The sequence below is a fragment of the Saccharothrix sp. ST-888 genome (genome assembly GCF_000955975.1).
Lineage (GTDB): Bacteria > Actinomycetota > Actinomycetes > Streptomycetales > Streptomycetaceae > Kitasatospora.
In genome coordinates this window covers 19833-44512 of record NZ_JYJF01000001.1, presented here as the reverse complement: position 1 = coordinate 44512, position 24680 = coordinate 19833, and the positions used below count along the sequence as shown (strand labels likewise).

19 protein-coding genes and 1 riboswitch are annotated in these 24680 nt (G+C 74.4%); of the genes, 10 read left to right on the top strand and 9 right to left on the bottom strand.

The annotated features are described in order from the left end of the window. Positions 1-11: 11 nt before the first annotated feature. Positions 12-776, top strand: a complete 765-nt coding sequence (locus UK12_RS00190; RefSeq protein ID WP_045298094.1) for a VOC family protein — start codon at positions 12-14, stop codon at positions 774-776. A 19-nt stretch (positions 777-795) separates the two neighbouring features. On the opposite strand, the gene lnt is transcribed toward UK12_RS00190, so the two are convergent. Next, positions 796-2340, bottom strand: coding sequence for an apolipoprotein N-acyltransferase (gene lnt / locus UK12_RS00185; protein ID WP_045298093.1), 1545 nt, complete (start codon positions 2338-2340; stop codon positions 796-798). A 184-nt stretch (positions 2341-2524) separates the two neighbouring features. Then, positions 2525-6136, bottom strand: coding sequence for a cobaltochelatase subunit CobN (cobN, locus tag UK12_RS00180; protein ID WP_045298092.1), 3612 nt, complete (start codon positions 6134-6136; stop codon positions 2525-2527). A gap of 268 nt (positions 6137-6404) precedes the next feature. Then, positions 6405-6556, bottom strand: a riboswitch (cobalamin riboswitch). An 86-nt stretch (positions 6557-6642) separates the two neighbouring features. On the opposite strand from cobN, the gene UK12_RS00175 reads away from it, so the two are divergent. The 4 genes from UK12_RS00175 to UK12_RS00160 all read left to right on the top strand — a co-directional run bounded on the left by UK12_RS00175 (position 6643) and on the right by UK12_RS00160 (position 11120). Further along, positions 6643-7878 carry a precorrin-3B synthase gene (locus tag UK12_RS00175; protein ID WP_197084426.1) on the top strand — a complete coding sequence of 412 codons (1236 nt, stop codon included), beginning with the start codon at positions 6643-6645 and terminating at the stop codon, positions 7876-7878. Beyond that, complete coding sequence (locus UK12_RS00170) at positions 7875-8501, top strand: precorrin-8X methylmutase (RefSeq protein WP_045298090.1); 627 nt, start codon at positions 7875-7877, stop codon at positions 8499-8501. Before UK12_RS00175 ends, UK12_RS00170 begins: the two co-directional genes overlap by 4 nt. Beyond that, positions 8498-10081: a precorrin-2 C(20)-methyltransferase gene (locus UK12_RS00165; RefSeq protein ID WP_045298088.1), complete on the top strand. Its 1584-nt coding sequence runs from the start codon at positions 8498-8500 to the stop codon at positions 10079-10081. Before UK12_RS00170 ends, UK12_RS00165 begins: the two co-directional genes overlap by 4 nt. A gap of 136 nt (positions 10082-10217) precedes the next feature. Next, positions 10218-11120, top strand: a complete 903-nt coding sequence (locus tag UK12_RS00160; RefSeq protein ID WP_045298084.1) for a S41 family peptidase — start codon at positions 10218-10220, stop codon at positions 11118-11120. 43 nt (positions 11121-11163) lie between these two features. Here UK12_RS00160 and UK12_RS00155 read toward each other — a convergent pair whose 3' ends face one another. Beyond that, a complete protein-coding gene (locus UK12_RS00155) occupies positions 11164-11928 on the bottom strand; it encodes a cobalt-precorrin-6A reductase (protein WP_045298083.1) in 765 nt (254 codons plus the stop codon). Between the two features lie 20 nt (positions 11929-11948). Between UK12_RS00155 and UK12_RS00150 the strand changes: the two genes are divergently transcribed. Continuing rightward, positions 11949-13160 (top strand): cobalt-precorrin-5B (C(1))-methyltransferase, encoded by a 1212-nt coding sequence (locus tag UK12_RS00150; RefSeq protein ID WP_231590972.1) that lies wholly within the window; start codon positions 11949-11951, stop codon positions 13158-13160. Positions 13161-13180: 20 nt separating this feature from the next. Here the strand turns inward: UK12_RS00150 and cobM are convergent, their stop codons facing one another. Together cobM and cbiE are read right to left on the bottom strand one after the other, a co-directional pair. After that, entirely contained in the window at positions 13181-13942 is a 762-nt protein-coding gene (gene cobM, locus UK12_RS00145; protein ID WP_045298080.1) for a precorrin-4 C(11)-methyltransferase, read from the bottom strand. Further along, entirely contained in the window at positions 13942-15360 is a 1419-nt protein-coding gene (cbiE, locus tag UK12_RS00140) for a precorrin-6y C5,15-methyltransferase (decarboxylating) subunit CbiE (RefSeq protein WP_331386627.1), read from the bottom strand. Before cbiE ends, cobM begins: the two co-directional genes overlap by 1 nt. 242 nt (positions 15361-15602) lie before the next feature. On the opposite strand from cbiE, the gene UK12_RS00135 reads away from it, so the two are divergent. After that, entirely contained in the window at positions 15603-16658 is a 1056-nt protein-coding gene (locus UK12_RS00135) for a zinc-binding alcohol dehydrogenase family protein (RefSeq protein WP_082119158.1), read from the top strand. On the opposite strand, the gene UK12_RS00130 is transcribed toward UK12_RS00135, so the two are convergent. Continuing rightward, the gene (locus UK12_RS00130) at positions 16640-17080 is read right to left on the bottom strand and encodes a MarR family winged helix-turn-helix transcriptional regulator (RefSeq protein WP_231590971.1); all 441 of its coding nucleotides are present in this window, start codon (positions 17078-17080) and stop codon (positions 16640-16642) included. The two genes, UK12_RS00135 and UK12_RS00130, sit on opposite strands and share 19 nt — an antisense overlap. 111 nt (positions 17081-17191) lie before the next feature. Between UK12_RS00130 and UK12_RS00125 the strand changes: the two genes are divergently transcribed. Then, the gene (locus UK12_RS00125; RefSeq protein WP_045298076.1) at positions 17192-18328 is read left to right on the top strand and encodes a membrane protein; all 1137 of its coding nucleotides are present in this window, start codon (positions 17192-17194) and stop codon (positions 18326-18328) included. Positions 18329-18336: 8 nt separating this feature from the next. Here UK12_RS00125 and UK12_RS00120 read toward each other — a convergent pair whose 3' ends face one another. Continuing rightward, positions 18337-19785, bottom strand: a complete 1449-nt coding sequence (locus tag UK12_RS00120) for a sensor histidine kinase (RefSeq protein ID WP_052681244.1) — start codon at positions 19783-19785, stop codon at positions 18337-18339. Between the two features lie 102 nt (positions 19786-19887). Next, on the bottom strand, positions 19888-20565 hold the full coding sequence (locus tag UK12_RS00115) for a response regulator transcription factor (protein ID WP_045298074.1): 678 nt from the start codon (positions 20563-20565) through the stop codon (positions 19888-19890). 138 nt (positions 20566-20703) lie between these two features. On the opposite strand from UK12_RS00115, the gene UK12_RS00110 reads away from it, so the two are divergent. After that, positions 20704-21327 carry a hypothetical protein gene (locus UK12_RS00110; RefSeq protein ID WP_045298073.1) on the top strand — a complete coding sequence of 208 codons (624 nt, stop codon included), beginning with the start codon at positions 20704-20706 and terminating at the stop codon, positions 21325-21327. A gap of 417 nt (positions 21328-21744) precedes the next feature. After that, entirely contained in the window at positions 21745-23061 is a 1317-nt protein-coding gene (locus UK12_RS00105; protein WP_082119157.1) for a serine hydrolase domain-containing protein, read from the top strand. A gap of 100 nt (positions 23062-23161) precedes the next feature. Here the strand turns inward: UK12_RS00105 and UK12_RS00100 are convergent, their stop codons facing one another. Further along, a complete protein-coding gene (locus UK12_RS00100; RefSeq protein WP_045298072.1) occupies positions 23162-24607 on the bottom strand; it encodes an APC family permease in 1446 nt (481 codons plus the stop codon). Positions 24608-24680: the final 73 nt, after the last annotated feature.

Sequence of the window (24680 nt, the reverse complement as noted above, 5' to 3'; positions counted from 1 at the left end):
GGAGGCCCATCGTGAAGATCACCAGCCCCACCGTCAACGCTCCCTGCTGGGTCGAACTGGGCACCTCCGACCCCGAGGCCGCCAGGACCCTCTACCGCGAACTCTTCGGCTGGCGGGCGGAGTCCGACCCGCGCGAGGAGGTGGGCGGCTACACCCGGTTCTTCGTCGGCGACGCCCCGGTCGCCGCGATCAGCCCGATCTCCTCGCCCAAGCAGCGGACCGCCTGGCTGGTCTGCTTCGCCTCGGCGGACGCCGACGCCACCGCGGCGGCGGTCGCCACCGCCGGCGGCAAGGTGCTGAAGGAGCCGACGGACCTCCGCGACGAGGGCCGCTTCGCCGTGCTCGCGGACCCGTCCGAAGCGGTCTTCACCATCTGGCAGGCCAATGCGTTCAAGGGCGCCGGCCTGCTCAACGAGCCGGTCTCGCTGGGCTGGGTGGAACTGGCCACGCGGGACACCGCCGGCGCCAAGGAGTTCTACAGCCGGGTCTTCGGCTGGAGCGTCACCGTGAGCGAGATGTACACCCAGTGGGGCCTGGCGGGGGACGACTTCGGCGGCATGCTCGACATGGCCGAGCAGTTCCCGCCGGACGTACCGCCGTACTGGATGCCCTACTTCGCGGTCGCCGACGTCGACCTGACCGCGGAGCGGGCCGCGGGGCTCGGCGCGACCGTCATGCTTCCGCCGACGGATGTGCCGGGAGGGCCGCGGCTGGCGGTGTTCCAGGATGCGCAGGGCGCCAGGTTCGGCATCCACACCGCGGGCGCCGAGGGCTGAGGCCCGGCCGGCCGGGCTCTCAGGCGTCGGTGGTGGTGCGGGAGGGCTCGGTGGCGGGTGCGGCCGTCGCCGGGCCCTCGGGCGTGCGGCGGGGGCGGAGCAGAGCGAGGGCGGCGGCGCCCAGGGTGACGGCGAGGGCCGACACCGGTGCCCAGTCGCCGAGCCGGTCGTACCAGGTGCGGGCCGCCGGGTCGGCGAGCGGGAGCCGGACGGTGAGCGCGCCGTCGGCCGAGGTGTCCAGGTGGGCCAGCCGCCGGCCCTGCCGGTCGTAGGCCACCGAGTCGCCGGTGAGGGCGGCCTGGACCACCGGACGGCCGGTCTCCGCGGCGCGCAGCGCGCCGAGCGAGGCGTGCTGGGCGGGCGCCCAGGTGTGCTGGAAGGTCGAGGTCGAGGACTGGTAGACCAGCATCCGGGCGCCGTCGTCCGCCGCCGTGCGGGACATGTCGGGGAAGGCGGACTCGAAGCAGATCAGCACTCCCAGCGGCAGCGGACGGCCGTCGTGGGCGTCGGCCTGGACGAGGTGGAAGCCGGTGCCGGGGACCCGGTTCTCGCCCGCCGCTCTGCTGACCCCGGCGATCCAGCCGAGGGCCGGCCGCAGCGGGATGTACTCGCCGAACGGCACCAGGCGGATCTTGCGGTAGCGGGCGGCGATCCCCTCGGGCGTGACCAGGACGGCGTCCTTGGAGATCCGGCCGTCGGCCTTGCGGGCGTCCTCACCGACCAGGAGCTGGGCGCCGGTTGCGGTGGAGAGGCTGCGCAGCCGGTCCACGGTGGCGGTGTCGCGGTCCAGGTCGTCGGTGGTGCTGCTCTCGGCCCAGACCACCAGGTCCAGCGGCTGTCCGATCAGGCGGGTGGTGATCCTGACGCCGGCGTCGAACCGGGTGTCGGGGTCCGCCGTGCCGCCCGGCTGGACCAGCGCCACGGCCGCCTGCCCGGCCGGCGAGGGCTGGGTGCGCAGCGCGAACAGCAACGGGCCCGAGGCCACCGCGAGGACCGCCACCCCGGCGGCCAGTACCCGGACCGACACCTGACGGTGCGTCAGGAAGATGACCGCCCCGGTGTTGGCCGCCACCACGGCGGCGCTCACCAGCCAGGCCCCGCCGACCGAGGCCAGCGCCAGTACGGCCGGGTGCTGCCACTGACTGGCGCCGAGCAGCGCCCACGGCCCGCCGAGCGCGTGCCAGGAGCGCGCGTACTCGCCGCTCACCCAGACCGACGGGACGACCACCAGCGCACCGAGCGCCCGCCGGAGGGTGAGCGGCGGGTGGAGCAGCCGCCGGACCGCGAGCCCGAGTGCGGCCTGCAACGCCCCGAAGAGCACGGCCAGCGGGAGCAGTGCCGGGCCGATCGAGGGGATCAGCCAGTACATCGCGGCCAGGATGAAGCCGGCCCCGAACCACCAGCCCCGAACTGCCGCCTCCCGTCCGCTCGGTGAATGCTGCATCAGCAGCAGGCCGGGTACCAGCACGACCCAGGCCAGCGCGGCCAGGCCCGGCGCGGGGAAGGTGAGGACGGGCAGTGCACCGGCGAGGAGCGCCGCGAAGCGGGCGGAGCGGGGCGTCATGCCCCGATTGTCCGCCCGAACGGCACGACTTCCCAGGTCGCCGACGCCGGTGTGTTCGTTTTCAGGGGCGCCGGGAACCGCGCGACCGGCCCACTACGGACGTGGACGGTCTCCCGCGCACGCAGTTGATCGGGCAGAGCCCCGCGCCCCTGAAAGGCTTCCCGCTTGCTCCGGGAAGGCGGACTCAGCCGTTGCCCTCCAGGTCGCCCTCGGTCTCCAGGAAGGCGGTGCGCAGCGCGTCGATCAGCTCCGGGTCGGGCTCGGCCCACAGGCCGCGCTCCGCCGCCTCCAGCAGGCGCTCGCTGATGCCGTGCAGCGCCCAGGGGTTGGCCGCGCCGAGGAACTCGCGGTTGGTCGGGTCCAGGACGTACTCCTGGGTGAGCTTCTCGTACATCCAGTCGGCGACCACGCCCGTGGTGGCGTCGTAGCCGAACAGGTAGTCCACGGTCGCGGCCATCTCGAAGGCGCCCTTGTACCCGTGCCGGCGCATCGCCTCCAGCCAGCGCGGGTTGACCACGCGGGCGCGGAAGACCCGCGCGGCCTCCTCGGTCAGGGTGCGGGTGCGGACCGTCTCGGGCCGGGTCGAGTCGCCGATGTAGGCGGTCGGGGCCTTGCCGGTGAGGGCGCGGACGGTGGCCACCATGCCGCCGTGGTACTGGAAGTAGTCGTCGGAGTCCGCGATGTCGTGCTCGCGGGTGTCGGTGTTCTTGGCGGCGACGGTGATCCGCTTGTACGCGGTCTCCATCTCCTCGCGGGCCGGGCGGCCGCCCAGGTCGCGGCCGTAGGCGTAGCCGCCCCAGACGGTGTAGACCTCCGCCAGGTCGGCGTCGGTGCGCCAGTCGCGGCTGTCGATGAGCTGGAGCAGGCCCGCGCCGTACGTGCCGGGGCGGGAGCCGAAGACCCGGACGGTGGCCTTGCGTTCGTCGCCGTGTACGGCGAGGTCGGCCTGGACGTGGGCGCGGACGAAGTTCTGCTCGTCCGCCTCCTCCTGCCGGGCGGCCAGGCGCACCGCGTCGTCCAGCAGGTTGACCACGTGCGGGAAGGCGTCCCGGAAGAAGCCGGAGATGCGCAGCGTCACGTCGATGCGCGGGCGGCCCAACTCCTCCAGGCCGATGGCCTCCAGGCCGGTGACCCGGCGCGAGGCGTCGTCCCAGACCGGGCGGACGCCCAGCAGGGCGAAGGCCTCGGCGATGTCGTCGCCCGCCGTGCGCATCGCGCTGGTGCCCCAGAGCGAGAGGCCGACCGAGGGCGGGAACTCCCCGTCGTTGTCCGCCCGGTAGCGCTCCACCAGGGAGGCGGCCAGCGCCTGGCCGGTCTCCCAGGCCAGCTTGCTGGGGACGGCCTTGGGGTCGACGGAGTAGAAGTTGCGGCCGGTCGGCAGCACGTTGACCAGCCCGCGCAGCGGCGAGCCGGACGGACCCGCCGGGACGAACCCGCCGTTCAGCGCGTGCAGGACGGCGTCCAGCTCGTCGGTGGTCCGCGCGAGTCGGGGGACGACCTGGCGGGCGGCGAAGTCCAGCACGTCGCGGACCGCCTCGGGGTGGCCGACGGCGACCTTCTCGACCGCCTCCGGCGCCCAGTCCTCGGCCTCCATCGCCTCGACCAGCGCACGCGCCTGGGCCTCGGCCGCGTCGGTGGCACCGAGGGTCAGCGCGGCCTCGTCCAGGCCGAGTGCCTCGCGCAGACCGGGCAGCGCGCTCACGCCGCCCCAGATCTGCCGGGCCCGCAGGATGGCGAGCACGATGTTGATCCGGTCCTCGCCGGCCGGGGCCTGGCCGAGGACGTGCAGGCCGTCCCGGATCTGGGCGTCCTTCACCTCGCACAGCCAGCCGTCGACGTGCAGCAGGAAGTCGTCGAAGCCGTCGTCCTCGGGGCGCTCGTCGAGGCCGAGGTCGTGGTCGAGCCGGGCGGCCTGGATCAGGGTCCAGATCTGGGCGCGGATCGCGGGCAGCTTGGCCGGGTCCATCGCGGCGATGTTGGAGTGCTCGTCGAGCAGTTGCTCCAGGCGCGCGATGTCGCCGTAGGAGTCGGCGCGGGCCATCGGCGGGACCAGGTGGTCGACCAGGGTCGCGTGCGCGCGGCGCTTGGCCTGGGTGCCCTCGCCCGGGTCGTTGACCAGGAACGGGTAGACCAGGGGGAGGTCGCCGAGGACGGCGTCCGGGCCGCAGGCGGACGACAGGGCGGCCGTCTTGCCCGGCAGCCACTCCAGGTTGCCGTGCTTGCCGAGGTGGATCACCGCGTCGGCGCCGAAGCCGCCGTCCTGCCGGGAGGCCGCGATCCAGCGGTAGGCGGCCAGGTAGTGGTGGCTCGGGGGCAGGTCGGGGTCGTGGTAGATGGCCACCGGGTTCTCGCCGAAGCCGCGCGGCGGCTGGATCAGCACCAGCAGGTTGCCGGAGCGGATGGCGGCCAGCACGATGTCGCCGTCCGGGTTCTGCGAGCGGTCCACGTACAGCTCGCCGGGCGCCGGGCCCCAGTGCCGCTCGACCTGCTCGCGCAGCTCGGCGGGCAGTTCGGCGTACCAGCGGCGGTAGTCGGCGGCCGGGATGCGGACCGGGTTGCGGGCCAGCTGCTCCTCCGTCAGCCAGTCCTGGTCGTAGCCGCCGGCCGCGATCAGGGCGTGGATCAGCGCGTCGCCCTCGTGCGAGTCGTCATCGGCCGAGTCCAGGCCGGGCAGGTCCGTGCCGAGGTCCATGCCCTCCGCGCGCAGGCGGTGCAGCAGCCGGACCGCGCTGGCGGGAGTGTCCAGGCCGACGGCGTTGCCGACCCGGGCGTGCTTGGTCGGGTACGCGGACAGGACCAGCGCCAACCGCCGCTCGGCGGCCGGGATGTGGCGCAGCCGGGCGTGCCGTACCGCGATGCCCGCGACCCGGGCGGCCCGCTCGGGGTCGGCGGCGTAGACGGTCAGGCCGTCCTCGTCCAGCTCCTTGAAGGAGAACGGGACGGTGATCAGCCGGCCGTCGAACTCGGGGACGGCCACCTGGGTGGCGGTGTCCAGCGGGGAGAGGCCGTCGTCGCTCGCCTCCCAGGCCGCGCGGGACCAGGTCAGGCAGAGCGCCTGGAGGATCGGGCGGTCGAGCCCGGCGAGCGCCCCCGCGTCCCAGGCCTCCTCGTCGCCGCCCGCCTGCGCGTCGGCCGGGCGGGTGCCGCCGGCCGCGAGCACGGTGGTGACGATCGCGTCCGCCTGGCTCAGCTCGGCCAGCAGCTCGGGCTCGGCGCCGCGCAGCGAGGAGCAGTACAGCGGCTTCGGGCGGGCGCCCTGGTCCTCGATCGCCCGGCACAGGTCCTCGACGAAGGCGGTGTTGCCGCTCATGTGGTGGGCGCGGTAGTAGAGCACCGCGATGACCGGGCCGTCCGCGTTCCGGGGGGTGCGCTCCAGCGGGCCCCAGGCCGGGGCGGAGGCGGGCGGCGCGAAGCCGTGCCCGGTGAGCAGCACGGTGTCGGAGAGGAAGGCGCCGAGCTCGGCCAGGTTGGCCGCGCCGCCGTGCGCCAGGTAGGCGTGCGCCTCGGCGGCGATCCCGGCGGGCACCGTGGACAGCTCCATCAGCTGGGCGTCCGGCGCCTGCTCACCCGTCAGGACGACCACCGGGCGCGGGCCCGCGAGCAGCGCGTCCAGGCCCTCCTCCCAGGCCCGGCGGCCGCCGAGCAGCCGGACGACCACCAGGTCGGTACCCTCCAGCAGGGCGGGCAGGTCCTCGGCGGTCAGCCGGGCGGGGTTGCCGAGGCGGTAGCCGACCGGGCCCTGGGAGGCGCGGGCGCTCAGCAGATCGGTGTCCGAGGTGGAAAGCAGCAGGATCATGCGAAGGCCCTCCCGGCCAGGTCGGTGCTCCGAGCCGAAGGGCGCGCCGCCGCCGAGGACGATGGGCGGCAGGCGAGCGGCGGAAGAGGGAGCGAGGGAGCGGAAAACGTCAGCGTCGGCTCAGGGTGCCCGGAGCGTCTCTGCGGCCCGACCGGGGCCGGGTCCGAGGGCGGGCGGGTCGCGGCAGCCCGTACGGGCACGCGGCAGCGCATAGGTCTCAGGCCTTCCTCGGGGTCCGCGCCCCGGGGGGTCCCCCCGGCCGCAGGCCGGGGAAGCATGGAGGACGGCAGGAGTTCCTGGCTCCCACGGCGTGAACCGTGGTCACAGTGGCGGGACCGCACCGGGTTTGCACCGGTTTCCTCCCCTTGGCGCCGTCGCTGGCGTGGACGGCCCACCGGGACCGTCCGGGAGCATCGTACGGGGTGGGGCTGAGCTGGGGGAGTGCCGACCGGAAGTGTGATCGACGGGACGCTGCATCCGGACCGGCAATCTGTATGCTCGCCGCCATGCCACCCACACCCGACGCCGCCGCAGCGGGCCCCGGTGCGCCCGACCGCGGTCGTTCGGACGCCTGCCCGGGGGCCCTTCGCCTGCATACCGCCGACGACGGCGCGCTCGCCAGGATCCGCACCCCCGGCGGCCTGCTGACGGTCCGTCAGGCGCTCGCGCTCGCCGACGCCGCCGAGCAACTGGGCGACGGCGAGCTGGAGACCACCTCGCGCGGCAACGTCCAGCTGCGCGGCCTGCCTTCGGACTGCGGCCGCGAACTCGCCGACCGGCTGCGTGCCGCCGGGCTGCTGCCCTCGGACACCCACGAGCGGGTCCGCAACATCGTCGCCTCCCCGGCCGCCGGGCTCGACGGACTGGGCCACGCGGACGTGCAGTCCTGGGTGCGCGAGCTCGACCGGCGGCTCTGCGCGAGCGAGCCGGTGGCGCAGCTCTCCGGCAAGTTCCTGTTCGCCCTGGACGACGGACGCGGCGACATCGCCGCCCTGGACGCCGATGTGACATTGATCGCAACCGCGGACGGCGGCGCCCTGCTGCGCCTCGGCCGCGCCGCCACCGCCCGCCGGGTGCCGCCCGGTCAGGCGGTCGGGCACGCCCTCGCCGCCGCCGAGGAGTTCCTGCACGCACTGCGGGCCACCGGCACCAGGGCCTGGCACCTGCGCGAGGTGCCGCAGCTGCTCGACCCGGGTACGGAAGCCCTGCCCGCGCTGCCGGGCGCGGCCCCGGCGCCGGGCGTGCTGCCCGGCGGCCTCTCGGTCGGCCTGCGCTTCGGCCGGGTCGGCGCCGCCCGCTGGCGGACCCTGGCTGCGGCCGCGGCCGACGGGCTCCGGCTGACGCCCTGGCGCGGCGTGGTGCTGCCCGGCGCACCCGCGGAGCGGCTGCCCGAGCTGGCCCGCGCCGGGTTCCGTACCGACCAGTGCTCGGCCTGGGAGCGGGCCAGCGCCTGCACCGGCCTGCCCGGCTGCGCCAGGTCGCAGGCCGACGTACGGGCGGACGCCGCACGGGCGTTGGACGCGGCGGCCCCCGGCGGCCTGCCCGTGCACTGGTCGGGCTGCGAGCGGCGCTGCGGACACCCGGCGGGGGAGTGGGTGGACGTGCTCGCCACGGGGCAGGGCTACCGGGTGGCCCGGATCGGCACGTCGGAACAACCCCCGGCAGCAGCACTCCCCTTGTCAGTGAACGTGACGACAGAGCAGATGGCCGAGGCAGTGGCCGAGGCCCGGAGGACGAAGTGATCGAGTACGAGAAGGACGGCGCGGCCATCTACCGCCAGTCCTTTGCCACCATCCGGGCCGAGGCCGAACTGGCCCACCTGCCCGCCGACGTGGCGCAGGTCGCCGTGCGGATGATCCACGCGTGCGGCATGACCGACCTGGTCGAGGACCTGCTCTGGTCGCCCGGCGTGGTCGCCGGCGCGCGCGCCGCGCTGCACGCCGGTGCGCCGATCCTGTGCGACGTCTCGATGGTCGCCAGCGGTGTCACCCGCAAGCGGCTGCCTGCCGACAACGAGGTGGTCTGCACCCTCTCCGACCCCTCGGTGCCCGAGCTGGCGCAGAAGATGGGCAACACCCGCAGCGCCGCCGCGATGGAGCTGTGGCTGCCCCGGCTCGAAGGCGCGGTGGTCGCCGTGGGCAACGCGCCGACCTCGCTGTTCCGCCTGCTGGAGCTGATCGAGGCCGGTGCCCCCCGCCCGGCCGCCGTGATCGGGGTACCGGTCGGCTTCATCGGCGCCGCCGAGTCCAAGGAGGCGCTGGCGGCGCACCCGTCCGGGCTGGAGCACCTGGTGGTGCGCGGTCGGCGCGGTGGCAGTGCGATGGCCGCTGCCGCCATCAACGCGATTGCGAGCGAAGAAGAGTGACGGAGCATCAGGAGAGCGGTACCGGGCGGCTGTACGGCGTCGGCCTGGGCCCCGGCGACCCGGAGCTGGTGACCGTCCGGGCCGCCGCGCTGATCGGCCGGGCCGACGTGGTGGCCTACCACAGCGCCAGGCACGGCCGTTCGATCGCCCGCTCGATAGCCGAGAGCTACCTGCGCGGCGACCAGATCGAGGAGCAGCTGGTCTACCCGGTCACGGTCGAGACCACCGACCACCCCGGCGGCTACCGGGGCGCGCTGGACGAGTTCTACGAGGAGGCCGCCGCCCGGCTGGCCGCCCACCTGGACGCGGGCCGCACCGTCGTGGTGCTGGCCGAGGGCGACCCGCTCTTCTACGGCTCGTACCAGCACATGCACAAGCGCCTGGCCCACCGGTACCCCACCGAGGTGGTGCCCGGTGTGACTTCGGTGAGCGCGGCCGCCGCGCGGCTCGGCACACCGCTGGTCGAGGCCGAGGAGGTGCTGACCATCCTGCCCGGCACCCTCCCCGAGGAGGAGCTGACCGCGCGTCTGGCCGCCACCGACTCGGCGGTCGTGATGAAGCTCGGCCGGACCTTCCCGACCGTGCGGCGGGCGCTGGAGCGGTCGGGCCGGCTGGCGGAGGCCCGGTACGTCGAGCGGGCCACCATGGCGGGCGAGCGCACCGTGCCGCTGGCCGAGGTGGACCCCGGGAGCGTCCCGTACTTCTCGGTCGCGGTCCTGCCGAGCCGGATCGGGCTCGCCCCCGTCGAGCAGGCTTCCGTCGAGCCGGCCCCCGTCGAGCAGGCTTTCGTCGAGCAGGCCCCAGCCGAGCAGGCGTCGGCACCGGACGGTGCCGGCGAGGTCGTGGTGGTCGGTCTCGGGCCGGCCGGACCGCTCTGGCTGACCCCCGAGGCGCGCGGTGAACTCGCCGCCGCCACCGACCTGGTGGGCTACACCACCTACATCGACCGGGTGCCCGTCCGCCCCGGCCAGCAACGGCACGGCTCCGACAACAAGGTCGAGGCCGAGCGCGCCGAGTTCGCCCTCGACCTGGCCCGGCGCGGACACCGGGTGGCCGTGGTCTCCTCCGGCGACCCGGGCGTCTTCGCGATGGCCACCGCCGTGCTGGAGGCCGCCTGTGAGGAGCCCTACCGCTCGGTGCCGGTGCGGATCGTGCCCGGGATGACGGCCGCGCACGCCGCCGCCTCCCGGGCCGGCGCCCCGCTCGGCCACGACTACGCGGTGGTCTCGCTCTCCGACCGGCTCAAGCCCTGGGAGGCGGTGGCCAAGCGGCTGCGCGCCGCCGCCGAGGCGGATCTGGTGCTCGCGCTCTACAACCCCGGTTCGCAGATCCGCACCACCCAGGTCGGCCTGGCCCGCGACCTGCTGCTCGAACACCGCGCGCCCGACACCCCCGTGGTGATGGCCCGCGACGTGGGCGGCCCGACCGAGCGCGTGCGGACCGTGAAGCTGGCCGAACTCGACCCCGCCCAGGTCGACATGCGGACCATCCTGCTGATCGGCTCCTCGCAGACCCGGGTGGTCCGCCGCGACGACGGCACCGAGGTGGTCTGGACCCCGCGCCGCTACCCCTCGGCCTGATCCGCCTCCGGCGGAGCGTCGGTCAGCTCCCGACGCTCCGCCGGAGAACCGTTCTGCCAGGGAACCGCTCTGCCGGGGGTGCGGCCGTCCGATAACCAGTCGGCCGACGGCGATCCTCCCGCTAGCATCGCGGCTCATGACGACCAACGCCGAGACGGCGGACATACTCGACAGCGCCCTCGCCCGGATCACCGCCGGGTACGTCTTCCCCGAACGCACCGCCGCCATCGACACCGCGATCCGCGGCCACCTCGCCGCCGGATCCTACGAGGGGCTGGCCGCGCCGGAGTTGTGCGCCGCGGTCACCGCGCACCTCCAGGAGGCGTGCCCCGACAAGCATCTGCGGCTGCTCCACCAGGAGGAGCCGCAGTCGGTGGAGGAGGAGCCGGAGGAGCTCGCGCAGGCGAACTTCGAGGCGATGTCCCTGGCGGCGAACTTCGGTGTCCAGCGGGTCGAGCGGCTCGACGGCAACATCGGTTACCTGGACCTGCGCCTGATCGCGGAGCCCGGTCCGGCCGCCCGCACCTACGCCGCCGCCATGGAGATCCTCGCCCACACCGAGGCCCTGGTCATCGACCTCCGGCAGAACCGGGGCGGCTCACCCGCGGGCGTCGCCCTCTGGTGCAGCTACTTCTTCCCGGACGGCGACACCCACCTCAACGACATCTACGACCGGACCACCGACTCCACCCGGCAGTACTGGACCTCCACCCACCTGCCGGCCCCCCGCTACCTCGACCGGCCGGTCTACGTACTGACCAGCGGCTCCACCTTCTCCGGTGGCGAGGAACTCGCCTACAACCTGCTGGTCAACGAGCGCGCCACGCTGATCGGCGAGACCACCAGGGGCGGCGCCCACCCCACCGCCCGGATCGCCGTCAGCCCGCACATCACCGTCGCCGTGCCGACCGCCCGCTCGATCAACCCCGTCACCGGCACCAACTGGGAGGCCGTGGGCGTCGTTCCGGACATCGCCGTCCCGGCCGACCAGGCGCTGGACGTCGCCCTCCGGGAGGCGCTGAGCCAGGTCGCCGGGTAGGCCCCGTCGGGCGGCCCGCCCCCGACCGCCAGGGCGGCGGGTGTCAGGGGGCGAGGCCGGCCAGCCAGGCGATGGCGCCCGGGACGTCCGGGGTGGCCGGGACGCCCCGGGGCAGCTCGGGGCGCCGGACGATCACGACCGGGAGGCCGAGCTCGCGGGCGGCCGTCAGCTTCGGAGCGGTGGCCGCGCCGCCGCTGTCCTTGGTGACCAGGACGTCGATCCGGTGCGCGCGGCAGACGGCCCGTTCGCCGTCCAGGGTGAACGGCCCCCGGTCCAGCAGGACTTCGGTGTGCGGGGGCATCGGGGCCTCGGGGGCGTCCACCGACCGCGCCAGGAAGTAGTGGTCGCCGAGGTGCGCGAAGGCGGCCAGCCCCTGGCGCCCGGTGGTCAGGAAGACCCGGCGGCCCAGGCCGGGCAGGGCGTCGGCCGCCTCGGCCAGCGAGTCCACCGGATGCCAGCGGTCCCCGGAAACCGGCACCCAGCTGGGACGCCGCAGAGCCAGCAGGGGAACATGTACCTCGGCGGCTGCCTCGGCCGCATTGCGGCTGATGGTTCCGGCGAAGGGATGGGTGGCGTCGATGAGCGCGTCCACGTGCTGCTCGCGCAGCCAGGCGGCCAGCCCGGACGGCCCGCCGAACCCGCCGATCCGCACCTCCCCGGCGGGCAGTCGGGGCTCGGCCACCCGGCCCGCGAGGGAGCTGGTCACCCGCAGCGGTGGCACACCCGGCGGCTGCCCGGCGGCGAGCCGCTCGGCCAGCCGCCGGGCCTCCGTGGTGCCGCCGAGGATCAGGACGTGCCGCACGGGCATGGGAACTCCAGGGGATGTACGTGGCTGAGACGGGAGGCCGCGCCGCACAGCTCAGGAGCAGCGGGCTGCGGCACGGATGGACGACGGGCGCCTGCGCGACGGCGGCGACCGCCGCCGCGTACACGGCACTGCTGACCGGAGAGTTCCCCGACCCGGTGACGATCACGCTGCCCAGGGGGCAGCAGCCCGCGTTCGCCCTCGCCATCGAGGAACTCTCCTGCCACCAGCGGGAACTGACTGGTCATCAAGATGCCGTCGAGGGGCGGGCCTGGGCGATGGCCGGCGTGGTCAAGGACGCCGGGGACGACCCGGACGTCACCCACGGCGCGCTGATCCGGGCCACGGTCCGGCACGCGCCGCCCGGGAGCGGGACGGTCTTCCGCGCCGGGCCCGGCGTCGGCACGGTGACCAAGGCCGGACTGCCGCTGCCCGTCGGCGAACCCGCGATCAACCCGGTGCCCCGGCAGATGATGCGGGACACGGTCGCCGAGATCGCCGCCCGGCACGGCGGCAGCGGGGACGTCGAGGTCGAGATCTCCGTCGACGACGGCGAGGAGATCGCCCGCTCCACCTGGAACCCGCGGCTGGGCATCCTCGGCGGCCTGTCCATCCTCGGCACCACCGGCATCGTGGTGCCCTACTCCTGCTCCGCCTGGATCGACTCCATCAGGCGCGGTGTGGACGTCGCCCGTGCGGCCGGGCGTACCCACGTCGCCGGGTGCACCGGCTCGACCTCCGAGAAGGTCGCCACCGCCGTGCACGGGCTGCCCGAGGACGCCCTGCTCGACATGGGCGACTTCGCCGGGGCCGTCCTCAAGTACCTCAAGCGCCACCCGGTCCCCAGACTGACCGTCGCCGGAGGCTTCGCCAAGCTCTCCAAGCTCGCCGCCGGCCACCTCGACCTGCACTCCGCCCGCTCCCAGGTCGACAAGGGCTACCTGGCCGAACTCGCCGAGCGGGGCGGCGCGGACGAATCCCTGACCGCCGCCGTCGCCGCGGCCAACACCGGCCTCGAAGCGGTCCAGCTCTGCTCGGCCGCCGGGGTGCCGCTCGGCGACCTGGTCGCCGAGGCCGCCCGCGCCACCGCGCTCGGCGTGCTGACCGGCTCGCCGGTCGCGGTCGACGTCATCTGCATCGACCGCGCCGGGAACATCGTCGGCCAGGCCCCACCGGCCGGAGGGGCGGGAGCAGCCGGAGCAGCTGGAGCGGCCGGAGCGGCCCACCGGAACTGAGCCGGCCGGCCACGCGCCCGCTAGCTGCCGCACGGCTCGTGCGGCCGCTCGCGTTCCGGTGAGTACAGGTGGCTGTCGCGGAACTGCTCGGCCCCGAGGGTCCGGCCGACCAGGATGACGGCGGTCCGCAGCACCCCGGCCTCCTTCACCCGCGCCGCGATGTCACCGAGCGTGCCCCGCAGCACCAGCTCGTCCGGGCGGCTGGCCATCGCGACCACGGCGGCCGGGCAGTCGGCGCCGTAGTGCGGCAGCAGCTCGTCCACCACGCTGTCCACGTACCGCGCCGCCAGGTGCAGGACGAGCAGCGCACCGCTGCGCCCGAGGGTGGCGAGGTCCTCGCCTGTCGGCATCGGCGTGGCCTGCCGGGCCACCCGGGTGAGGATGACCGTCTGGCCGACCGTCGGCACGGTCAGTTCCCGCTTCAGCGCCGCCGCAGCAGCGGCGAACGCGGGCACGCCGGGCACCACCTCGTACGGGATGCCAGCCGCGTCCAGCCGGCGCATCTGCTCGGCGACCGCGCTGAACACCGACGGGTCGCCCGAGTGCAGCCGGGCCACGTCCAGCCCCTCCTCGTGGGCGCGGACGATCTCGGCGATGATCTGGTCCAGGTTCAGCTGGGCGGTGTCGACCAGCCGGGCGTCCGGCGGGCACTCGGCGAGCAGCTCGCGCGGCACCAGGCTGCCCGCGTACAGGCAGACCCCGCTGGCGGCCAGGATCCGCTGGCCGCGCACGGTGATCAGGTCGGCGGCGCCGGGGCCGGCTCCGATGAAGTGGACGGTCATCAGGTGTGCGCTCCCTGGGTGTTGGTGCGGGCGTGGGGCCGGCCCGTGCTCTGCGGTTCTTCGGGTGCTGCGGGGCCGGTCGGTTCTTCCGGCTCTGCCAGTTCTTCCGGTGCTCCCGGTTTGACCACCGACCACTGGGTGACCGGCATCGCCTGCCGCCAGCCGGTGAACCCGCCGACCGGTACGGCGTGCGCGACCGCCAGCCGCAGCAGCTCGCCGCCGTGCCTGCGGTACCAGGCGGCCAGCAGGGCCTCCGACTCCAGGGTGACCGTGTTGGCGACCAGCCGTCCGCCGGGCGGCAGCGCGTCCCAGCAGGTCTCCAGCAGGCCGGGTGCGGTGAGCCCGCCGCCGATGAACACCGCGTCGGGGGTGGGGAGTTCGGCCAGGGCAGCGGGTGCGGGACCGGTCACCACGGCGAGCCGGGGCACGCCGAGTGCGACCGCGTTCCGGGTGATCCGTTCCGCCCGGACCGGGTCGCGCTCCACGCTGACGGCCCGGCAGGAGCGGTGTGCGCGCAGCCATTCGATCGCGATGCTGCCCGACCCGCCGCCGACGTCCCAGAGCAACTCGCCCGGCACCGGCGCCAGTGCGGCCAGCGTCGCCGCCCGGACGTGGCGCTTCGTCAGCTGCCCGTCCGACTCGTACGCGTCGTCGGGCAGACCGGGCACCAGCGACCGCCGGGGCGCGCCGGGCGCGGCCGTGCACTCGACGGCGATCAGGTTGAGCGCGGCGCCGGGCCCGTACGGCCAGTCCTCGGCGCAGCCGTCCAACTGCCGCTCCTGCGGGCCGCCGAGCTGTTCGAGCACGCGCAGGCGGCTCGGGCCGTAGCCGCGTCCGGTGAGCAGCGCGGCGACGGCGGCCGGGGTGTCCGCGTCCGCGCTGAGCACCAGCAGCCGGCGGCCCGGGTGCAGGGCGAGGGTGAGCGTGTCGAGCGGCCGCCCGACCAGGCTGACCACCTCGGCGTCCTCCAGCGGCCAGCCGAGCCGGGCGCAGGCGTACGAGACGGAGGAGGGGTGCGGAAACACCCGCAGCCGCTCCGGCCCGACCGTCTCGGCCAGGGCGCGGCCGATGCCGTAGAACATCGGGTCACCGCTGGCGAGAACCGCAAGGGGCTGGTCCGCGTGCTCGGCGAGCAGTCCGGGAACGGCCGGGCGCAGCGGGGAGGGCCAGGCCAGCCGGGCGGCGGCGACCTCGGGCGGGAGCAGCTCCAGCTGGCGCGGGCCGCCGATCACGGTGTCCGCCGCGCGCAGCGCCGCCCGTGCGGGTTCGGCCAGTCCGGCCCAGCCGTCGGCGCCGATCCCGACCACGGTGACCGGCCCGGTGGCCGACCCGGTGGGGGCCTGCCCGTCGGCGGTCGGCCCGGTCGAGTGCGCGGGGTCCGCCGGTCCTGGCGGCACGGGCGGCGTGGCGGTGGCCAACGGGCTACTCCTCTGCTGGTGGTCCGGCGCTGGTGGTCCGGCTGCCGGGCGGCTCACGGTCCGCGCAGGTCGGAAGGGGCAGGCCGCAGCCTACCTGGGCCCGTACGGGCCGCTGCGGGCGCCCGGATCACCCGGTTCGGACAGCTGGGAGATTCGGGCACGGGCACGTACGGCCCGGTCGTCGGAGTGGCCTGCGGCGGGTATCAGCCAGGTGCTGAGCCGTGGAGCGAGAGGAGCGGCCGATGGGCGGCACGGGCCGGACGGGGGCGTGGGTGGTCGACCGGGGGCTGCGGTGGGTGGCGCGCAAGGTGCCGGAGCCGGGGCGGTACGGGGTGCTGGTGGCGGTCTCGGTGTGCGGGGTGTGCCGGACCGATCTCCACCTGGTCGAGTGGGATCTGCCGACGCACCTGCCGGAGTGCACGCCGGGCCACGAGATCGTCGGCCGGGTGGTCCGGACCGGGGCCGCAGTGGCCGGGCTGGCGCCGGGGGACCGGGTCGGAGTCGCCTGGCTGGGGCGGACCTGCCAGGTCTGCCGGTACTGCCGCTCCGGCCGGGAGAACCTGTGCCCGCACTCCCGCTACACCGGGTGGGACCTGCACGGCGGGTACGCCGGCCTGGTGGTGGCCGACAGCCGCTACGTCTACCGGCTGCCGCCCGGCATCCCCGACGAGGAGTGCGCACCGCTGCTCTGCGCGGGCATCATCGGCTACCGGGCGCTGGCACGGGCCGAACTGCCGCCCGGTGGACGGCTGGGCGTCTACGGCTTCGGCGCCTCCGCGCACCTGACCGCGCAGCTGGCGCTGGCACGCGGCGCGACCGTCCATGTGTTCACCCGGTCCGAGGAGGCACAGCGGCTGGCCCTGGCCCTCGGGTCCGCGTCCGCGCAGGACGCGTACGCGGGCTCCCCCGAACCGCTGGACGCGGCGATCCTGTTCGCGCCGGTCGGGTCGCTGGTACCGGTCGCGCTCGAAGCGCTCGACCGGGGCGGGACGCTGGCGATCGCCGGGATCCACCTCACGGACGTCCCGGCGCTCGGCTACCGGCGGCAGCTGTTCCAGGAGCGCACGCTGCGCAGCGTCACCGCCAACACCCGCGCGGACGGCCTGGCCTACCTGGCCGAGGTGGCGGCGCACCCGCCGGTGGTGCACCTCCAGCGGTACGCCATGGCGGAGGCGGCCGAGGCGCTGGCGGACCTGGCGGCCGGCCGGATCACGGGTGCGGCGGTGCTGGTCAACGACGGTTTGCCGGACTCCGCCCGGCCGGGTGCCGGTCAGGCCGGTCAGAAGGACGAGTTGTAGCGCTCCAGGTAGGCGGCGAGCTGGGCGATGTCCGCGTCGTCCCAGTCGGTGAGGCGGTCGAGGAAGGCGATCCGGCGCTGCTCGTGAGCCGCGCGCATGGCCTCCAGGCCGGCCGGGGAGGGGCGCAGGATCTGGCCGCGGTGGTCCTCGGGGTCGGTCTCGCGCACCAGGTAGCCGAGCTTCTCCAGGGCACCGACCTGGCGGCTGACCGTCGACTTGTCGAGCATGAAGTACGCGGCCAGGTCGGCACCCCGGCAGCCGCCGCGCTCGGTCATCAGGTCGAGCATGCTGAACGCGACCAGTGACAGTTCGGGGTGCAGCTCGGCGGCCCGGCTGCGGGCGCGTCGGGCGAAGGCGGTGAGCTCGCGCTGGATCGACCGGAGGGCGTCGTCGCGGGAGGGTGATGCGGCTTTCTCGTTCACGGTTGTATAGTACATCCAGATGAGTTGTATTCACCAACCTGTCCGGACATGCGGTTGCATTTGCCAACTAGTTGACCCGGTCGCGAGATCACGAGAAGGACCGCACGGACCATGACCGCACCCCAGGGGACCGCACCCGCCGGTCCCGCCGTCGCACCCGCCGCCCATGCTGCACACGCCGCGCACGCCGCACCGGGCCTGCGGCACAGCCTCCGGCACATCGCCGTCCACCTGCTCACCCCGCTGCTGATGTGCCTGGGCATGGCCCTCGCCTACCAGGGCGCGTTCCACCAGCCCGAGCCGCACCACCTGAAGGTCGCCGTGGTCGGCACGACGCCGCAGGCCCAGGTGCTGGCCCAGACCGTCAAGGACCGGGCCGGCGACGCCCTCGACGTCACCACGCTGCCCGACCGGCAGGCCGCCGAGCAGCAGCTCCGTGACCGGAACCTGGTCGGGGCGTTCGTCCCCGGCGCCAGGCACCCCGAACTGCTCGTCGCCAAGGCCAACTCCGACACCTCCGCGATGGCCGCCGAGGCCGTGTTCCAGACCGTCACGGCCCAGCAGGGTGTCCCGCTCGCCGTCACCGACGTCGCCCCGCTCAGCAGCGGCGACCCGACCGGCCAGGGGATCTTCTTCCTGCTGGTCGCACTGAGCATCGGTTCGTACGGCAGTGTGGCCGTGATCGGCTCGGCGGGCGCGGCGGTGAGCATGCGGGTGCGCGCGCTGATCGGCCTGGCGACCTCGCTGGCCGTCAGCGTGATCGGGATCGCCACCGCAGGGCCGCTGTTCCACATCGTCGACCACCACCGGGCCGCCGTCTGGGCGCTCGGCTGGCTCTACTCGGCCGGCATCATCGCGATCGGCACCGGTCTGCACATCTTCCTCAAGCGCTGGACCACGCTGACCCTGATGGTGCTGTTCGTGATGCTCAACTTCACCACCTCCGGCGGGATCTACCGGCCCGAGCTGCAGGGCGGCTTCTTCGGCGCGCTGCACTCGTTCTGGAACGGCGCCGGGTTCGTGGAGGGCGCGCGCAGCATCCTCTACTTCGACAGCGGTGCGGGACTCGGCGGACGGCTGCTCTCGCTGGCGCTCTGGCTCGTGGCGGGCCTGGCCGTGATGGCTGTCGCGGGCGGGCACGAGCGGCGGCAGGCGCTCCAGGCATCCCCGGCATCCCCGGCGTCCCAGGCTTCCCCGGCGTCCCGGGTGGCGGACGAGGAGGAGATGGAGGAGGCCGTCGGTGTCTGACACCCGGATCAGCCGTTCTCGGGCGAGTGTCCCTGACGGGTTCCGGCGAGCGGCAGGCGGGCGACCAGCAGGGCCCCGCGCTCGGACGGTTCGGCGGTGAGGGTGCCGCCGTGGTGGCCGGCGATGTCGCGGGCGATGGCCAGGCCGAGCCCGGTGCCGCCGTGGTCGCGGCTGCGGGCGTCGTCGAGGCGGGTGAACCGTTCGAAGACCCGGGCGCGGTCCGCGTCCGGGATGCCGGGCCCGTCGTCGAGTACCTCCAGCACGGCGGTGCCCTCGGGGTGGGTGCGCAGGGTGAGCCGGATCTGCTGATCGGCGTGGCGCTGGGCGTTGTCCAGCAGGTTGGTGAGCAGCCGGGTGAGCCAACTCCGGTTGCCGGTCACGGTGATGTCCGGCTGGAGCCGGGTCAGCACGGCGATCCGGTCGCCGTGCCGGCCGGCGACGGCGGCCCGGCAGAGCTCGGACAGGTCCAGGGGCTCGGTCCTGACCGGGTCGGCGGCGTCCAGCCGGGCGAGCAGCAGCAGGTCGGAGGCCAGGTCCTGGAGCCGGACGGTGTCCTCCAGCGCGTCCTTGACCAGGTCGGGCCAGAGCGCCGGGTCCGGGTGGGCCATGGCGACCTCGAGCTGGGTGCGCAGCACGGTGATCGGACTGCGCAGTTCGTGCGAGGCGTCGGCGATGAACTGGCGCTGCCGGGCGCCCGCCTCCTCCAGCCGGTCGAGGGTGCTGTTCATGGTGCGGGCGAGGCGGGCGATCTCGTCCTCGGCGGCCGGCACCGGGACCCGCCGGTGCAGGCGGTGCTCGGTGATGTCGGCGACCTCGGCGCGGATCGCCTCCACCGGGCGCAGCGCCCGGCCCGCGACCCACCAGGTGACCCAGGCGACGGTGCCGAGCACCAGCGGCAGGCCGACGGCGAGTGCGGCCTTGGTGATCTCGTCGGCCGCGTCGGCCTCGCGCAGTGAGGTCCCGGTGTAGATGGTGAGCGGGCCGCTGGGGGTCTGGGTGGTGACGGCGACCAGGCGCTGGTCGTGGTCGTCGTCCACCGGCCCGCCGGACCAGGTGGTGCGGAGGGCGCCGTCCGCCGGGCGCAGGTGGGCCACCGGCGGCTTGCCCGCCAGGTTCTGGCTGGCGGCCACCACCCGGCCGTTGGCGTCCACCGCCTGGATGAAGTCGGCGCCGTGGGCCAGCGGCACCAGATCGGGCAGCCGTCCCTGCGCGGCCAACTGTGCGACGGTGTCGGCCTGTTGGGCGGCGGCCCGCTCGGCGTTGCGGCTCAGGTTGGCGTGCAGGATGGCGAGCAGGGCGAGGGCGGCCGTGCCGAGCGCGACCGCCACGACCGCCGTCGCGCCGACGGTCGCCCTGGCCCGGACGGAGTCCGGCCACAGGCGGCGCAGGGTGCGCAGGGCGCGTGCGCGCAGCAGGGCGCCGAATCCGGCCGGACGGTTCCGGGTCGCCGCGGTCACCCCCGCACCCCCGCGCGGCGCCGACGCGGCTCTCCCGGACGGTTCCCGGTGCCTGATCTCCCGATGCCTGATTTCCCGGTGCCCGATCGCGCCGGGTGGGCGCTAGCCACCGTCGGCCGCCAGGCGGTAGCCCGCGCCGCGGACGGTCTCCAGCGCCGAGCGTCCGAAGGCCGTGTCGATCTTGCGGCGGACGGCGCTCACGTGCACCTCGACCAGGTTGAGGTCCGCCTCGAAGGCCGAGTCCCAGACCTGGTCGAGGATCTCGCGCTTGGGCACCACCTCTCCGGCGCGCCGGGCGAGGTACTCCAGTACGGCGAACTCCCTTGCCGTGAGCCGGACTTCGGCCCCACCCCGGGTGCAGGTCCGGCGGGCCGGGTCGATCGCCAGGTCGCCGACGGCGAGCGTCTGCGGCAGACGGCGGCCGGTGCGGCGGTGCAGGGCGCGCAGCCGGGCGACCAGGACGACGTACGAGAACGGCTTGGAGAGGTAGTCGTCGGCGCCGGTGTCCAGTGCCTCGGCCTCGTCGTACTCGCCGTCCTTCGCGGTCAGCATCAGGATCGGCGTCTCGTTCCCGGCCGCGCGCAGGCGGGCGCAGACGCGGTAGCCGTTGAGCCCCGGCAGCATGATGTCGAGCACGATCACGTCGTAGTCGCGCTCGATGGCCAGCCACAGGCCCTGGTTCCCGTCGTGCGCGACGTCCACGGCGAAACCCTCGGCCTGCAAGCCCCGCTGCAGGGCCTGGGCCAGCCGTTTCTCGTCCTCGACCACCAGTACGCGCACGGGGTCCAGGGTCGCACACCGGCTCCGGCGGCGGCTGAAGCGGTCTTCAGCATGCTTCAGGCCAGCTTCAGCAAGGCGTGGCCATGCTGGGCGCCGTGCGGTCGGCGCAGGTCCGGCCGGCTGAGGAGGAACGCCAGTATGTCCCAGTCCGTCCCCCCGGAGTCGTTCGAGGCCGCCGGGACCGCTGCGGAGCCCGTCGCTGCCGCCAAGGCACCGTTCCGGGACCGGTACCTGCGCCTGCCGAGGCGCCGCCCCCGCCTGCTGGCCCTGGGCGCGGCCGTGGTCGTCCTGGGGGTCGCAGGCGTGGGAGCCGCGGCTGTGGTCCACCACGGTCTGGAGCACGAGGGCGGCCGGCACGGCCACTTCGCCGCCGGGCACGAGGGTGCGGGCGAGGGCCACCACGGCGAGGACGCGTCGAACCTCGGCGAGGGCGGTGACCATGCGCACGGTCACGGCCGGAGCGGCCACGGCGACGGCGAGGGCGGCGGGCTCCCGGGCGCAGACCGGTCCACCGATGGCGCGGAGCTCGCGCCCGCGCCGATCCCGGCCGTTCCGGCGGACCAGGCGGTCGCCAAGGCCGTCGCCGCCGTCCCGGGAGGCAAGGCGGACGCGCTGCGGGTCGTCGGCCAGCAGGGCGGCGGCAGCGCCTGGGCGGTCGAGGTGCTCGGTGCGGACGGCGTGCGCCACCTGGTCACCGTGGACGGAACGGCCGGTTCGGTGACCGGCAACACCGTCCTCTCCGCGGCGGCGGGCCAGAACTGACCGCTGCCTCCCCCCGCCGCCCGCACCGCACCTCGCGGAGCGCCGGGCGGCATCCGTACCCCCGGTGAGCAGCACCGGGAGAACCACCCGGTCCGCCACACCCCCGCAGCGGCCTCCCCGCCGCTGCGGCGGGCCGGGTGCACAGCGGCCTCCGGCCGGGCGGACGGTGCCCGACGGAGGCCCGGCGGCGTACGGCCCGGTGCCGCCGAGCCCCGGTGTGGCCGGCGGAGCTTCCCGGCCGACCCTGAGTGGGTTTCGGCCAGTACCCCGGTGGAAGTCGGGGGCGGCTCCGTCCTGTGGGGGAGCCGAGGCCAAGGTGCGGCAGGTAGACAGGAGTTGTCCTGGTGGACGGTCGGCCGCAGCTCCAGCGGCCGGGCCACGGTCGGTCGGTGCATCCGGCCGGGAACGGGAGGGATCATGGCTGACGCACGGTTAGGGCACGGGCTGCGCCGCGCGGGTCTGCGGGTGGTGATCGGGGTGCTGGCGGGTGCCACCGCCATCGGGGTGGTCGCACCGGCGGCGTTCGCGGCAGGCCCGGCCCTCGCGCCGCAGCGGGCCGAGGTGGCGGCACTGCCCGCAGCACCCGCAACCTCGGTCTGGGACAAGGACCTTCAGGGTGCGCTGAACGGCGCGGTCGCCAACCGGGGCGACTCCGCCGTGCTGGCCTCGGTCCGGGTGGACGGCCGTACGGTGTGGAAGGGCTCGGGGGGAGTCTCCGACCTGGCGAGCGGCGCGCCGGTGGATGCCGACGGCGCCTTCCGGATCGGCAGTGTCACCAAGACCTTCGTCTCGACGGTGGTGCTCCAGCTGGTCGCCGACCACAAGGTGCGCCTGGACGACCCGATCGAGCACTACCTCCCCGGGGTGGTTCCGAACGGGCAGCACATCACGGTCCGCCAGCTGCTCAACCACACCAGCGGGATCTACAACTACACCGAGGACCCGCAGTTCGAGCTGAAGACCGACGCCGACCTCCGGCAGTGGCTGCGGTCCGGCCGCTGGAAGACCTATCAGCCGAGGGAACTGGTGGACATCGCCACCGCTCACGCCCCCGGCTTCGAACCCGGCACGAAGTGGTCGTACTCCAACACCAACTACATCCTGGCCGGGATGCTCATCCAGCAGGTCACCGGCCGCAGTTGGGCGGACCAGGTCGAGCGCCGGATCATCCGCCCCCTCGGCCTGCAGCACACCTTCATGCCCACCACCTCGGCCGCGATTCCCGGGCCGAACGCGCACGGCTACCTCAAGATGCCGTCCGGGCCGGTGGACATCACCCTGTTCAACCCCTCGGTCGCCTCCTCAGCCGGTGCCGGGATCTCCACCACCGCCGATCTCACCCGGTTCAACGCCGCCCTGCTTGGCGGGCGGCTGCTGGGCCCGGCCGAACTGGCGGAGATGAAGACGACCGTCCCCGCCGCCCCCGGCCTCGACTACGGCCTGGGCCTGATGAAGCTCCAGGGCACCTGTGGCGATCTCTGGGGCCACAACGGCAGTACGCCCGGCTTCCTGACGTTCGTCCTCGGCGACGCCGAGGGGCACCGCCAGGTCGCCGTCTCCTACAACCCGTACGACCCGGCGTACGCGGGGCCGAGCGGGCAGGCCGTCAACCGCCTGCTGAACTCCGGCGGTTGCGGCACCACGTCCGCCGCATCCGCCGCAGCCGAGCCGGCGGCGCCGGGTACGGCCCAGCAGCCCGCCCTCGCGGACCCGGGCGTGTTCCTGCGGTTCTGATCCCGTCCGGGCCGCCGTGGCCCGCTCCCTTGGGTGCGGGCCACGGCGGCCGTCGGCGGAACCACCGATCGGGAACCACCGATCGGGAACCGTCGGGCGGTCAGACCGACGCTTCCGCCGGCTGCTCCAGGTACTCCTCGCGGACCTCCTTCGGGCCGAAGGGCCAGATCCGTTCGGTCCGCGACCAGGCCAGGTAGGCGACAGCGCCGACCGCGACCCAGGCCAGCGACCACTCGATGGGGTGGAAGCCGGGTGAGTTGCGGTCGGCGTAGCCGTAGATGACGAGCCAGCCGATCGCGGCGAGGATGCTCGGCGCCGGGTAGAGCCACATCCGGTACGGGCGGGCGAGGCCGGGCTGGCGTCGGCGCAGGACCGTCACCGCGAGGATCTGGGCGAGGGCCTGGACCAGCACCATCACGGTGGTGAGCAGGTCGATCAGGATGGTCAGCGGCGGGTGTTCGGCGCTGCTGCCGAGGTGCCGGCTGAGGAGGAACCCGGCCGCCGTCACCGCGCCCATGGCGGCCAGCCCGTGGACGGGGAACCCGTGTCGGGGATGGAGTCTGCCGAAGGAGCGGAAGAAGACCCCGTCGCGCGCCGCGTCGTACGGCACCCGGGAGCCGCCGAGCAGCCCGGTGAGGATCGAGGCGAAGGCGGTGATCAGGATGAGCACGGTGACGACGTCGGCCGGCCCGCTGCCCCAGGTGCGTTCGAGGACGGCGGAGGCCACCGACTGGGAGGCGACCGAAGCGGGGTCGAGCATCTCCCGCCAGTCGATCACGCCGAGTACGCCGATCTGCAGCAGCAGGTAGATCGCCATGATGCCGAGGATGGAGAGGATGACGGCGCGCGGCATCACCCGGCCGGGGTTCTTCACTTCGGCGCCGAGGTAGGCGGCGGTGTTGTAGCCGAGGTAGTCGTAGATCCCGATGGTCAGACCGGCGGCGAACCCGATCCAGAACTGGCCGTGCGTCAGCTCGATCGCGTGCGCGGGCCAGCTGAAGGCGCGGGACGGGCTGAAGTGGGTGTAGGCGGCGAAGATCACCGCCGCGACCGTCGTGATCATCACGCCCCACATCACGGCGGTGATCCGGGCGATGCTCTCCACCCGCCGCCAGAGCAGCAGAACCACCAGCCCGATGACGGCCAGACCGACGAGGTCGCCCTGCCCCCTGGACATGTCCGGCCACAGATAGCCGAGGTACTGCACGAAGCCGACCACGCCGGTGGACATGATCAGGGGGATGAACAGCATCGCGGTCCAGACGAAGAGGAACGGCATCAGCCGTCCGCTGCGGTACTGGAAAGCCTCGCGAAGGTAGACGTAGCTGCCACCGGAACCGGGCATCGCGGCGCCGAGCTCGGCCCAGACCAGTCCGTCGACGAGAGCGAGTAACGCCCCGGCGATCCAGCCGACCACGGCCTGCGGCCCGCCGAAGGCGGCCACCATGAGCGGGATGGTGACGAACGGTCCGATCCCGCACATCTGGCTCATGTTGATGGCAGTGGCCTGGAACAGGCCGATCTTTCGGGTCAGTTCTGGGGGCACCGGGGAACCTCCGTGCGCAGGGGAGGGGAGAAGGTCTGAACGACCAGTGAGGGGGCTTAAGTTAAGGATCCTT

Excerpts from the sequence above, each read along its gene's own strand:
- lnt (WP_045298093.1), bottom strand. The coding sequence starts at position 2,340 with ATGACGCCCCGCTCCGCCCGCTTCGCGGCGCTCCTCGCCGGTGCACTG.
- cobN (WP_045298092.1), bottom strand. The coding sequence starts at position 6,136 with ATGATCCTGCTGCTTTCCACCTCGGACACCGATCTGCTGAGCGCCCGC.
- UK12_RS00175 (WP_197084426.1), top strand. The coding sequence starts at position 6,643 with ATGCCACCCACACCCGACGCCGCCGCAGCGGGCCCCGGTGCGCCCGAC.
- UK12_RS00160 (WP_045298084.1), top strand. The coding sequence starts at position 10,218 with ATGACGACCAACGCCGAGACGGCGGACATACTCGACAGCGCCCTCGCC.
- UK12_RS00155 (WP_045298083.1), bottom strand. The coding sequence starts at position 11,928 with ATGCCCGTGCGGCACGTCCTGATCCTCGGCGGCACCACGGAGGCCCGG.
- cobM (WP_045298080.1), bottom strand. The coding sequence starts at position 13,942 with ATGACCGTCCACTTCATCGGAGCCGGCCCCGGCGCCGCCGACCTGATC.
- UK12_RS00135 (WP_082119158.1), top strand. The coding sequence starts at position 15,603 with ATGGGCGGCACGGGCCGGACGGGGGCGTGGGTGGTCGACCGGGGGCTG.
- UK12_RS00125 (WP_045298076.1), top strand. The coding sequence starts at position 17,192 with ATGACCGCACCCCAGGGGACCGCACCCGCCGGTCCCGCCGTCGCACCC.
- UK12_RS00110 (WP_045298073.1), top strand. The coding sequence starts at position 20,704 with ATGTCCCAGTCCGTCCCCCCGGAGTCGTTCGAGGCCGCCGGGACCGCT.
- UK12_RS00105 (WP_082119157.1), top strand. The coding sequence starts at position 21,745 with ATGGCTGACGCACGGTTAGGGCACGGGCTGCGCCGCGCGGGTCTGCGG.